Annotated in this window: 10 protein-coding genes; 6 read left to right on the top strand and 4 right to left on the bottom strand. The window is 57.4% G+C overall.

Translation table 11 applies throughout. The annotated features are described in order from the left end of the window. From mqo to PMI18_RS26945, 3 genes are all read right to left on the bottom strand, one after another. On the bottom strand, positions 1–1,336 hold a 1,336-nt coding region (mqo, locus tag PMI18_RS26935), incomplete at its 3' end, for a malate dehydrogenase (quinone) (protein ID WP_007895196.1). A gap of 317 nt (positions 1,337–1,653) precedes the next feature. Next, positions 1,654–2,364, bottom strand: coding sequence for a GNAT family N-acetyltransferase (locus PMI18_RS26940; RefSeq protein WP_007895193.1), 711 nt, complete (start codon positions 2,362–2,364; stop codon positions 1,654–1,656). Between the two features lie 59 nt (positions 2,365–2,423). Next, a complete protein-coding gene (locus tag PMI18_RS26945) occupies positions 2,424–2,993 on the bottom strand; it encodes a YceI family protein (RefSeq protein ID WP_007895191.1) in 570 nt (189 codons plus the stop codon). A 211-nt stretch (positions 2,994–3,204) separates the two neighbouring features. Between PMI18_RS26945 and PMI18_RS26950 the strand changes: the two genes are divergently transcribed. Next, positions 3,205–3,603, top strand: coding sequence for a hypothetical protein (locus PMI18_RS26950; RefSeq protein ID WP_007895190.1), 399 nt, complete (start codon positions 3,205–3,207; stop codon positions 3,601–3,603). 221 nt (positions 3,604–3,824) lie between these two features. Then, the gene (locus PMI18_RS26955) at positions 3,825–5,369 is read left to right on the top strand and encodes an alkaline phosphatase D family protein (RefSeq protein ID WP_007895189.1); all 1,545 of its coding nucleotides are present in this window, start codon (positions 3,825–3,827) and stop codon (positions 5,367–5,369) included. 164 nt (positions 5,370–5,533) lie between these two features. Here the strand turns inward: PMI18_RS26955 and PMI18_RS26960 are convergent, their stop codons facing one another. Continuing rightward, a complete protein-coding gene (locus tag PMI18_RS26960; protein WP_007895188.1) occupies positions 5,534–6,865 on the bottom strand; it encodes an aminotransferase-like domain-containing protein in 1,332 nt (443 codons plus the stop codon). An 88-nt stretch (positions 6,866–6,953) separates the two neighbouring features. Between PMI18_RS26960 and PMI18_RS26965 the strand changes: the two genes are divergently transcribed. From PMI18_RS26965 to PMI18_RS26980, 4 genes are all read left to right on the top strand, one after another. Further along, the gene (locus PMI18_RS26965; RefSeq protein ID WP_007895187.1) at positions 6,954–7,850 is read left to right on the top strand and encodes a DMT family transporter; all 897 of its coding nucleotides are present in this window, start codon (positions 6,954–6,956) and stop codon (positions 7,848–7,850) included. Positions 7,851–7,995: 145 nt separating this feature from the next. Then, positions 7,996–8,541 (top strand): Hsp20/alpha crystallin family protein, encoded by a 546-nt coding sequence (locus PMI18_RS26970; protein WP_007895184.1) that lies wholly within the window; start codon positions 7,996–7,998, stop codon positions 8,539–8,541. Positions 8,542–8,681: 140 nt separating this feature from the next. After that, positions 8,682–10,508, top strand: coding sequence for an ATP-dependent zinc metalloprotease FtsH (gene ftsH, locus PMI18_RS26975; protein WP_007895181.1), 1,827 nt, complete (start codon positions 8,682–8,684; stop codon positions 10,506–10,508). 165 nt (positions 10,509–10,673) lie between these two features. Next, positions 10,674–12,491: a DAHL domain-containing protein gene (locus PMI18_RS26980; RefSeq protein WP_007895178.1), complete on the top strand. Its 1,818-nt coding sequence runs from the start codon at positions 10,674–10,676 to the stop codon at positions 12,489–12,491. Positions 12,492–12,495: the final 4 nt, after the last annotated feature.

The following is a 12,495-nucleotide window of genomic DNA, read 5'->3' as shown; positions in this document are numbered from 1 at the left end:
TGGTGCCGTCTGCGGAAGCAACAATTTCGGTGCCCAACTTCAGCACGCCACCAGCGGCTTCATCACGCTTGATGATTTGCACGCGTTGGCCGGCTTGCCACAGACGCCAATCTTCGGCTTTGGCGTTCGGGAAGTATTCTTTCAGGGCGTTGAGGCGGTCTTCGTCAGACAGCATCAGTTGGCCTGCAAGGTACTCGACCAGCGGGTATTCCTTGATGCCGACCTTGGTCATTGGCCACACGTTGTGCGTGGTCGTGGTGGTCAGCAGGTCCAGGTACGAGCCTTCTTTGAGGAACTTGGTGCTGAAGGTCGCGAATGGGCCAAACAGGATGACGCGCTTGCCGTCCAGGACACGGGTGTCCAGGTGCGGAACCGACATTGGCGGTGCGCCAACGGAGGCTTTGCCGTAGGCCTTGGCCAGGTGTTGTTCGGCCAGGGTCGGGTTCTCGGTCACGAGGAACGAGCCGCCAACCGGGAAGCCTGCGTATTCCTGGGCTTCAGGAATGCCAGACTTCTGCAGCAGGTGCAGTGCACCGCCGCCCGCGCCGATGAAGACGAACTTGGCGTCGGTTTCGGTTTTGGTGCCGTCTTTCAGGTTTTTGTAGCTGACGCGCCAGCTGCCGTCTGCGTTCTTGGTGATGTCTTGCACTTCGCTAGACAACTTCAAGTCGAACTTCGGTGTGGTTTGCAGGTGCGCGACGAACTGGCGGGTGATCTCGCCAAAGTTCATGTCGGTACCGATCGGGCTCCAGGTGGCCGCGACTTTCTGGTTCGGGTCACGCCCTTCCATCATCAGCGGAACCCACTTCTTGATGACAGCCGGGTCTTCGGAGTACTGCATGCCGGCGAACAGCGGGCTCGCTTGCAGGGCTTCGTAGCGTTTCTTCAGGAACTTGATGTTGTCATCGCCCCACACAAAGCTCATGTGTGGAGTGGAGTTGATGAACGAACGCGGGTTCTTCAGCACGCCTTGCTGAACTTGCCAGGCCCAGAACTGACGGGAGATCTGGAAGGCTTCGTTGATTTCAACGGCTTTCGCGATCTGAACGTTGCCCTTGTCATCTTCCGGGGTGTAGTTCAACTCGGCCAAGGCGGAGTGACCGGTACCGGCGTTGTTCCAGCCATTGGAGCTTTCCTGGGCGACGCCATCGAGGCGCTCGACCATTTCCATCGACAGACCAGGTTCCAGCTCATTAAGCCAGACACCCAGCGTTGCACTCATGATGCCGCCGCCAATGAGCAGCACATCGACTTTCTTTGCCTCTTCCGCGTAGGCGGACGTGATCCCCATCGACAAAGCCAGCCCCAGCAGGGCCGTGTTCAGTTTCTTAAACATCTGTAGCACCTATGATAAACGCCATCCGCCCTCAATCCTCAACATGAGCAACCCAAGAGTACGGGTACGCAGGCAGCGTGCCGTGGGTTCCTACACTTACAAGGATTTGAAGGTGGGCACACAAGGCCGACGTGTCTCCATCGACCTCAGTTATATGTCCCTCGTGCACTGATTTTTATCTTTATTGGGCTCAGCTACTGGAGCGACATTGATTCCGTCGGACGTCTGTGGACGTACGAACCGAATAGGTCAAACCAAGTTAGTGCGACAGAATATCACGCCTCGGCCAGCCTGCGCGCCCGAAAGGACTCAACAGTCTAGTCGGGACGAGACCCGCGCCCGGCGTCTTTGCTCAAACGATCCAGCACAAACGCCTTGGCGTTGCGCGTCATTTGGTCAAGATGCCGGTCGCGTTGCTTTTCTGCATCGATCATCGCCCGCTTGCCGTGTTTGTGCAGCAGATACGTATGTATCTGCCGCACCTCCAAAGAACTGTAGATCGAAGTGACATCCAATAAGCCCATCAAGCCTTCGGTGCCGTGATCACGGGTGTTCATCAGCACCTGAGTGCCGCGCACGCCCAGCACCTGGAAGCCCATCGACTCGAACCAGGGCACCTTGGCGACCGTGCAGGTCAGTTCGGCATGCGGGTAGCGATCGAGCATGTCTTGCAGCATCGCCCGGGCAACGCCCCGCCGCCGGTGGCTGGCCTGCACCGCCATATACGCCACGCCGCACGCCTCGGGGTCGTCCTTGACCGGCAGGTACAACAGAAAGCCGATGACCTGCTCAGGGTCTTCATCGTCCGTGGCGACGATCAGTTCGACCGCAATGCTTTTGGCGCCACTGAGCGCTTCGAGGTAGAGATGAACCTCATAGCCCACCGCGTATTGATAGACGTTGTACAACGGGTTGCTCGGCGCGATGCCCACCATGCTGATGTCGGTTAAATTGTCGACGACCATCTGCAGAATCTGGCTGTTGATGGGCTCTGGGCATGGGGTGGCAAAGTGGGTGAGCTGGGGCATTGCGTTTTAGACTCCGGGTTAAGCCCGCTATTGTCACAGATCGAGCCCTCGCAGGAAAATCAACGCTCGGGCGCGACGATGCGAAAGCGGATGTTGATGTCGTTGGAGACAACATTGTCCGCCCACTCCCCTTCGCCGATCTTGAAGTCCCTGCGTTTCACGATGATGTCGCCATCGAAGATGCCGATGGCCTTCTCCGGCTTCAACAGCACCTTCACCTGCAACTCACGCGTCATGCCCCGAAGGTTGAGGTTGCCGGTGATCAGGTAGCGGTGATTGCCCAGCGCTTTCACTCCGGTCGATTCAAAGGTCGCCACCGGATAGTCCGCCGTGTTGAACCAGGCAGGCTTTTGCAGCTCGCTGTTGGCGTCGCTGCCCCCGGCGTCGATGCTGGCAAGGTCGATGGTCAGCTTGGCGTGGGCCGCGGTGGGGTTCGCCGTGTCGAAATCGAGCGTGGCATCGAACTTGCCGAAGGTGCCATACGCGCTGGAGCCGAACTGGTTATAGGTGAACGAGATCTTGCTGGCGGTGGTGTTCACCTGGGTGTATTCGACGGCGTGGGCGCAGGGCAAGGTGCCGACCAGGAGGATGGCGAGCACTGCGGCGAAACGCGGGAATCGAGGGGTCATGGGATTCTCCGCACAAGGGCCCGAATACATAGCAGGACTAAAGCAAAGAACTGCGGTTTATTCCAGCGCGTTTCGAAGAGCACATGCAGCTTCAGCAGCGTCTACAGACTCTAATCCAACGAACTACCTCGGAAACCCTCTACATTAAGTGGCGGACAGATAATGGCGATCTACAATCAAACAGAACCGCCAAATGGAGAGGGCCGAGGAAATGTCAGACGAGCAGCTGGTTCGTACAAAGGAAATTCTTGTTGCGCAAGAACAAAAATATCGATGGTCCTCTGCTAAGTGGAAGGTTGGATATCGAGCACTGTTGGTGCTCTCCGCCCTCCTGGCGTCAACGGCGGCCATCACCGCGAAGCTAAAGTTCGTTGACGCTCCTTTAGGTGAAGATATATCTGCCATCCTCGCCGGCGGTGCAGCGGTGATGACAACACTGGTTGCTGCCCTGGATTTTGAATCGAATTTCCGTATCAACCGCCGATCTCGTCATCAGGTGCAGGTTCTCCTGCTCGAGGCGGAAAAAACGGGAGCTATCCCGGACAAGTTACTAGCGGGATTACAGGAAGTGGTGAATCGGCGAACTTACGATCTCGACAAGGCTGACTGAGACTGGTCTGCACTTTGAAGACCCAATGTGACCGTTTTTTTGAACGAACCAGTAGTCCGGCTACTGGATTTCGGATGACCGGAGGGTTTGCAAACACAGCAAATTCGAGGGGCTGCCTACACATTGCAACAACCACTACGCCACGGTCGATGCGGTCGACAGGAAGCTCGAAAACCCGCAAGGACCCAGCGTCCGTTCAACATTGCCAGGGAGGGCAGCGCATGAGCCTGCTACTGGGTCCAATTCTTCATTTCCGCGGCGTCCACGTGGGCCGCTACCACGTTTCAGCCCTTATCGTTCAGGATAAAGGAGATCCCGCCCCACCCCATAGCGTACCCGCATGTAGCGTAGATAAGGTCATCAGGATTGACGAAATTCCTTATGAGAAGTCAGGAGCGGACGTTTGGCGAATAGATCTCAGCATTCACCAGAAGGCAGGCCCGTCCGCCGAAGTCTGTACCTACGCGATTGCCGGGGTCGATGGAACTTTTCACGTCCCTGCCAAGGGCGTTTCACCGAGAATGGCCTACGGTTCCTGCAACGGCTTCTCGGCCGACAAATACAGGAAGAAGGTCAAGGATCGCCAGAACGAACGATGGTTGAACATGGGGGAGTGTCATCAAGAGAAACCCTTCAACCTACTTGTACTGGGCGGTGACCAGGTCTACAGCGATGAGTTGATGGTGAAAGATGGCCCCCTGCAGGACTGGTCTGATCTTTGGCATGCGAATCAGATCTGCTCTCCATGGACCCCGGCAATGGAACAGCAAGTCGATAGATTTTTCGCCGAACTGTACGTGAAACGATGGAACCAAGAAGGGCCTCTGCAAATGTTTCGATCAATCCCCACGGTCATGATGTGGGACGATCACGACATTATCGACGGCTGGGGTTCCTATCCTCAGGATCTGCATAACTGCGATGTTCATCAGAATCTCTTCAGGATCGCATCTCGCTACTTCCGTTTGTTTCAACAACAACTTGCAAAAGACGAGATCCATCCAGCCGCAGTTCCTGGTGCTCAGGGATATAGCTTGGGGTATCGAGATCTGGGGGAGCTGGCTCTGCTGGTTCCAGACTTACGGAGCGAGCGCCAACCGGACATAAAGATCGATGGCATCTTCAAGCCTACACAAATTGCATCAGACGAGACTTGGAAGGCCACATTTAATTGGCTGGAGGATACGAACACCCAACAACATAAGCATTTGCTTGTGTTTTCCAGCATCCCGGTAGCATACATTGACCTCAACGCAGCTGAAAAAGCACTCAATGCGCTGCCTGGTCAATGGGAGCTTGAGGACGACCTGAGAGATCACTGGCGAAGCAAACCACACAAAGATGAGCGGCAGCGGTTGATCAAGCGCTTATTGAACTTTGCCAGCCGTGGGACAAGGGTGACTCTGGTCTCTGGTGACGTGCATGTGGCAGCCGCCTGTGTGATCGAATCCAGATTACCTCAGCACATAGAGCGCGGAGCAGGTGTTATTTTTCAGCTGGTTTCCACAGGCGTCGTACACACACCACCGCCTGCAGTTGTTGTCTATTTCATGGAAAAATTTGGAGCTAGTCAGGAAGTCATCGAGTTCGGGATAACAGCTACGATGCTGCCGATCGGGTACCAAGGTCATTACCTGGTTCCGGAACGAAACTGGCTGAGCCTTGAGCCTGATACAAAGGGGCGAATTTGGGCCAACTGGCATGTTGAGGGACACGATCACCTGCTCACTCAGGTCATTGACCCGATTCCGGCCCCTCACCTATAAATGCTGATAGCTGCTCGTCGGGCCGCATACAATTGGCCATTTCTACGCTTCTTCCCGACCGAGCGACTTCCATTCATCAGGAAGCCGCTCGGACAAGGAAAGAGCCAATAATTAGTTCATGCAGTTGTCGGAAGAAGCGGAGGACCTTTCAGAAAGCGCTTCGACTACGAATAAGCCCCAATCATCCACTTCACTTTTTCCAGTGCCTCCCTCAATGCGCCCATCTCCACCGAGCCCAGCGCCAGGCGAAACGCATGGGGGACGTTGACCGAAGTGGCAAACGGTTCGGCGGTGGAAACCGAGACGTTTTCGCGCATCAACGCCATGGCGATCTGGTCGGCTCTAGCGTCTTCCGACAACGGCAGCCAAAGAAAATACGACGAGGGATGGCGAATGCAGCGCAGCCCCGCCAGTACCTCGCCGGCCACGACTTGCCTCGCTTGCGCGTCCTGGCGCTTTTCAGCTTCCAGTTGCATCACGGTGCCGTCGTCAAGCCATGCAGTGGCGATTGCCGTCATCACGCCCGGGGTATTCCAGGTGGTCGCTTTGACCGTGCGCTCCAGCGCGGGCACGTGTTGAAGGGGGGCGACGACGAAGCCGACGCGCAGTCCGGTGGCCACGCTCTTGGAGAGGCCTGACACGTAAACCGTCCTCTCGGGGGCGAGGTCCGCCAGCGGTGCGGGGGGATTCTCTGCCAGGAAGGCGTAAGCGGCGTCCTCAATGATCAATAGCCCATGCCGACGCGCAATCGTCACCAGGGACTCCCGTTGATCGGCACTCATCACCCACCCCAGCGGATTGTGCAGGGTCGGCATCGTGTACACGGCCCGTACGCGCCTGTGCCGGCACAGGCTTTCCAGCGCCTCCAGATCAGGGCCATGATCGAGCACCGGAATGGGCACGATTTCAAGGTGCAGTGAGTCGGCCAGAGCCTTGAATCCTGAATAGGTCAAGGCATCCGCCGCAATCACGTCACCGGGTTGCAATAGCGCCATCATGGTCACGGCCAGCCCCTGCTGGGCACCGGTGACGATCAGCACCTGCTCCGCCTCAACCGCCAGGCCTCGGACGCGCAGATGTCGCGCCATAGAGGCACGTTCATGCGGGCGCCCCGCGTGTGGCTGGTAGCGCAGCAGCGATTCCAGATCGCCGGCCGATGCGAGCTGGCGCAGGGCATTTCGCAGCAGTTCTGCCTGCCCGGGAAGCGCTGGATAGTTGAAGTTCAGGTCCGTCATGCCGGCGGCAACGCTATGCTGGTCAATACTCTGGCCCGGCGACCACGAGGTTTCCCTGACAAAAGTCCCCCGCCCCATCTCCCCGCTGACCAGGCCCATGGCTTCCAGCTCCGCGTAAACCCGGCTAGCCGTCACCAGCGCCAGGCCTTGCGTTGCCGCCAACTGGCGGTGGGTCGGTAGGCGCGTGCCTGGCAACAGTCGTCCTGAGCGGATATCCGCGGCAAATTCATCCACCAGTGATTTGTAGCGTGAACGAGGCATGCGCAAGTGTATCCATGACAATATTTTGATTGTATTGAGTTTCGTCCATAGGATGCCTCCCATGCAACCGGCATAAAGGGAGTTCTCAATGGAACGCACATCGAATCTGCAAACCCACACCACGGAAAAGACCGCGAGCGGCTGGCTCAACGGGTTCATCGGCGTGCTCATCTTCAGCGGCTCGCTGCCCGCGACACGGGTGGCCGTTCTGGAGTTTGACCCGGTCTTTTTGACGGTTGCCCGAGCCAGTATCGCTGCCCTTCTGGCGCTGTGCATGCTGCTGCTCTTCAACGAAAAACGGCCAGCCAAGAGTCAGCTTCTCTCCCTGGCAATCGTGGCCTTGGGCGTTGTATTCGGGTTTCCGCTGCTGACGGCGCTGGCACTGCAATATGTGACGTCTGCGCATTCCATCGTCTTCGTTGGCCTGTTGCCCCTCGCCACGGCAGCCTTCGGGGTCTGGCGCGGTGGTGAGCGTCCCCGGCCGGTTTTCTGGTTCTTCTCAGTGCTGGGAAGCCTGCTGGTGGTGGGGTTTGCCGTTTCCCAAGGCCTGACCGCCTCTCCTGCGGGGGACATTCTGATGTTGCTGGCCATCCTCGCCTGCGGATTGGGCTATGCAGAAGGCGCGAAGCTTTCAAGAACACTGGGCGGCTGGCAGGTGATTTCCTGGGCCTTGGTGCTGTCGTTGCCCGTCATGATTCCGCTGACCTGGTTCCTGGCCCCGCCTTCGCTCTCGGGAATCACCCCGACCGCATGGTTCAGCCTGGCTTATGTTTCGCTGTTCAGCATGTTTCTCGGCTTCGTGTTCTGGTATCGCGGGCTGGCCCAGGGCGGGATTGCCGCCGTCGGTCAACTTCAGCTGCTACAGCCGTTTTTTGGCCTGGCGCTGGCGGCCACGCTGCTGCATGAGCAGGTCAGCCTTGGCATGTTGGGTGTGACTGTTGCGGTGATTCTTTGCGTGACCGGTGCGCGCAAGTTCTCGAGATAGACGGCTCGCCGCCACAAACCGACTGTTGGTTGGCCTGGCGGTCGCAGGAATACTAACCTTTTAAGGTAAGGCCTGAATCTGTCGTGGTGGACCGGCCTCCGAGACGTTCCCGGCCCACCGCAGTGCTCGATAGGAGGAATGAAAAATGGCCAATTTCGAGAAGAAAATGCCGGTGCAGACCGACGGCGAAAAAACCGATCAGCAACCGACGGTGGCAGACCCTTGGCGGCCCCTGGAAAGACTGCGCCAGCAGGTCGATCACCTGTTCGAAGACTTCAATCGTGGCTCGGGGTTGACCCCTTTCCGGCGTGGGCTGTTCGATGTCGAACCGTTCTGGAGTCGGGAATTTATCGGCCGCAGCCTGCCTGCGGTGGACATTACCGAGAAGGATGAAAGCTTCGAAATCACCGCCGAACTGCCGGGCATGGATCAGGAAAATATCGACATCAAATTGTCCAATGGCAACCTGATCATCAAGGGTGAAAAGAAAGAGGACAAGGAAGAAAAAAGAAAGGGCTATCACCTGTCAGAGCGTCACTATGGCTCCTTCCAGCGGGCGTTCAGCCTGCCTAAAGGCGTCGATGCCGACAAGATCGAAGCGAACTTCAGTAAAGGCGTGCTGAGCATTTCGCTGCCGAAAAAACCCGAAGCCATGAACGCGGACAAAAAGGTGCAGATCAAATCCAGATGAATCGCCGAGACAGACACTTCGCGCAAAAAAGCCCCTTGTCGGGAAGCCGGCACGGGGCTTTTTTGATGTGGTCTAACAAAAAAACCGGGCGGGCGCGGCTCGTTATGAACGACCCTGCGTTCTCACGCTGAGCCAAGGCCATGAAAAAGAACGACCAGTGGAACCTGTCCTACTTCGCGATCGCTTTTATCGTGCTGAGCCTCATGCAGATGTTCTTTGGCGAGCGTCAAGCCGTGCAGCCCCTGCCCTACAGCCAATTCCTGCAACTGTTGAACGAGCAAAAAGTCAGTGATTTGCGGATCGACAAGGACCAGATCAGCGGCAAGTTGCAAGAGCCCATCGACGGACGCGACCGGTTCTCCACCGTGCGGGTCGATCCGGCGCTGGCGACCGAACTCTCTCAATCGGGCGTCGGTTTTACCGGAACCACCGAAAACACCTTTATGAACAGCCTGTTGGGCTGGTTGTTGCCGTTTGTCCTGATCATGGTGTTCTGGAATTTCCTGTTTCGCGGAATGGCAGACAAACAAGGTCTTGGCGGGCTGATGAATGTTGGCAAGTCCCGGGCCAGGGTCTTTGTCGAACGCGACACCGGCGTGACCTTCGCCGATGTCGCGGGCATCGATGAAGCCAAGGCCGAACTGGTGGAAATCGTCTCGTTCCTCAAGGACAAGGAGCGATACGCACGCCTGGGCGCGCACATTCCCAAAGGCACCTTGCTGGTCGGCCCGCCTGGCACCGGCAAGACGCTGGTGGCCAAAGCCATCGCCGGGGAAGCCGGTGTGCCGTTTTTCTCGATCTCAGGGTCCGAGTTCGTCGAGATGTTCGTCGGGGTCGGCGCAGCCCGGGTACGCGACCTGTTCGAGCAGGCCAGGCAGGCGGCGCCCTGCATCATCTTCATCGATGAACTCGACGCACTGGGCAAGATGCGCGGCGTCGGTACGTTGGGCGGTAATGACGAAAAAGAACAGACCCTCAACCAGTTGCTGGCCGAGCTGGATGGCTTCGATCCCCGTGAAGGTGTCGTGTTGCTGGCCGCGACCAACCGGCCAGAGGTCCTCGATCCGGCGTTGTTGCGTGCCGGGCGCTTCGACCGGCAGATTCTGATCGACCGCCCCGATCGCAAAGGGCGGGAGGCAATCCTCAAGGTTCATCTCAAGAAAGTCACCGTGGAGCCAGGGCTTGATGGCGCACGTATCGCCGAGATTACCACCGGTTTCACCGGCGCCGACCTGGCCAATCTGGTTAACGAAGCGGCCATCGTCGCCACTCGACGCGGTGCCGAAGCCGTCAGCCTGAACGATTTCACCGCGGCGGTAGAACGTCTTATCGCGGGGCTCGAACGCAAGAGCAGCCTGCTCGATCCCGAGGAGCGCCGGGTGGTGGCCTACCACGAAATGGGGCATGCCCTGGCCGCCAGCACACTGCCAGCGATGGACCCGGTACATAAAGTGTCGATCGTGCCCCGCGCCATCGGCTCGCTCGGCTATACCCTGCAACGACCGACCGAGGATCACTTCGTGATCAGTTGCCAGACGCTCAAGGACCGGATTGTGGTGCTGATGGCCGGGCGCGCTGCCGAGTACCTTGCCTATGGCCAAATCTCCACCGGCGCCGCCGATGATCTGGGCCGCGCGACCGATATCGCCCGGCAACTGATTACCCGGTTCGGCATGAGCGCCGAACTCGGACAATCGGTACTGGAGCGGCAAAACGCAACGTACCTGGGAGACCGCATGGCCACGGTAGGCGAGAAGGATTATTCGGAACAGACCGCCCGGGAAATCGACCTGGGTATTCGTGCCCTGCTCGATGAAGCCTACCAACGGGCCAAGGCATTGCTGGAGAGTCGCCGGGCCGACCTGGATGAGGGCGCCCGTCTGTTGCTGGAAAAAGAAACCCTCACGCCAGAGGAATTCCCGCCTTTGCTGCCGTTAAAGCCAGCCCCGGCATTACCGCGACCGTGATACCACTGATCCCCATTCGGTGTTTTTTCCGGCACTGTCCGCCAACAACGCTAGGCTTACAAACAATGTGGTGATTATTCGCCATTTTGCAGGGAGCGCAAAAATGGAAATCATTAACCGTTGGCAGTCTCTCCCCCTCAAGATGGCCCGGGGAGGAATGCCGCAATGAAGCTCTCCAAGAATTACAAATGGACTGCCTTGGGCGCCATCGCGCTGACCCTTTTCAGCGTATTGATATTTTTGCTGATCAAATCCTATTCCTACGACACGTCGACCTACTTCGAGTCGCGCGACTTCGTTCGCCAACTCAAGCAGTTCGATGCCAACTGGAACGTGAAGATTCTGAGAGCCAAAATCGGCCTGAACGACACTTTGTTTCTGGGAGCACCCGCTGAAGCAGAACAGCGATGGACACAGCTCGACAACCTCAATGCGACCGGCCCCCTCTCGACCCTTTGGCAAACTCGACGCGAGGGTTATCTGGATGCGGTAGAAAACAAAACCCGACTGGTTGAGCAATTCAAACAGCACAACACGGCCTTGCGAATATCATTCGTGGCCCTGCCTGAGCTGGAAGATGGCATTCGGGTGTTGCTGGAGGATTCCAACAACAAACGCCCGTCGGATGCTGCGGTGCTCTCAGTGGTGTTCGATGTTACGTTGGACACCCTTGAATACGCCCTCTATGTCTCCAGCGAAAGGGCTGAGGAAATCTCCGGACATCTGAAGTATCTGGATGAATACATCAATCAACTGCCACCCGAACGGCGCCCGCCTTTCACTGCCTTTGTAGACGCGGTGAATGCCATTGTCCGAGAACAGCCCATCGTCAATGATCTGCTTGATCGCATCAGTGTGATTCCGGTCGCACGGCAGTTGGACAGCATCAACGAATTATTGAACGAGAAACAACGGCGCACCAGCGCGACAGACCGCCAATATCACCTTTACCTGGGCATATGCGCCGGCATCATGGCCCTGCTGTTGTTGTATCTGGCCGGCCGCCTGATTCGCAGTTATGCCCTGATCAACAAGATGAACAATGAGTTGCAAACGGCAAACGAGCGACTGGAGCAACGCGTCGAGGAACGCACCCGCGAACTGCTGGAAGCCGAGCGCGAACTGGTCGATGCCGCACGGATGGCCGGCATGGCGGAGATCGCGACCAATGTGTTGCACAACGTCGGCAATGTGCTGAACAGCGTTAACGTCTCGGCAGATGTGATCACCCGCAAATTGGCGGCCAGCAAAACCCTCGGCTTGGGTAAAGCGGTGAAAATGATGAACGAACATGCCGAAGACCTGGGGCCGTTCATCACGTGCGATGAAAAAGGCAAATTGCTTCCCCTTTACCTCAATCAACTGGTCGACTCCATTGCGCTCGAGCAATCGAGCATCGTTGACGAGCTGTCGCAATTGACCAAAAGCATCGATCACATCAAGGACATCGTTTCTACTCAACAGGCCTATGCCGGTGCCGCCAGGCTGGTCGAGCCGTTGAACGTCGTCGACCTGTTCGAAGATGCGTTACGCATGAATTCCGGCGCTTTGAGCCGGCACCATGTCGTCGTCACCAAGGACTACCAGGACACGCCGACGATCATCGGCGACAAACACCGACTGCTGTTGATCCTGATCAACCTGATCAGCAATGCCAAATATGCAATGTCCAAGGTCAGCGACCATCAGCGCCATATGACGCTGGGCGTCAAGATTATCGATAACGCAATACTGCGCCTCAGCGTAGAGGATCAGGGCGAAGGAATCGCGTCCGAGAACTTGACCCGAATCTTCAATCACGGCTTCACCACCCGCAAGGAAGGTCATGGTTTTGGCCTGCACAGTTGTGCGCTCGCGGCGGTAGAGATGAACGGGCACCTTCGCGTTCATAGTAATGGACCGGGCCAGGGAGCGCTTTTCACCCTGGAGATTCCGCTGGAGACTGCCGACGCATTGTCGACCGCTGGAATGTCTGTCAGTTAAGTCG

The sequence above is a fragment of the Pseudomonas sp. GM102 genome, from assembly GCF_000282555.1.
Lineage (GTDB): Bacteria > Pseudomonadota > Gammaproteobacteria > Pseudomonadales > Pseudomonadaceae > Aquipseudomonas.
This window is presented reverse-complemented; position numbering and strand designations above follow the sequence as displayed.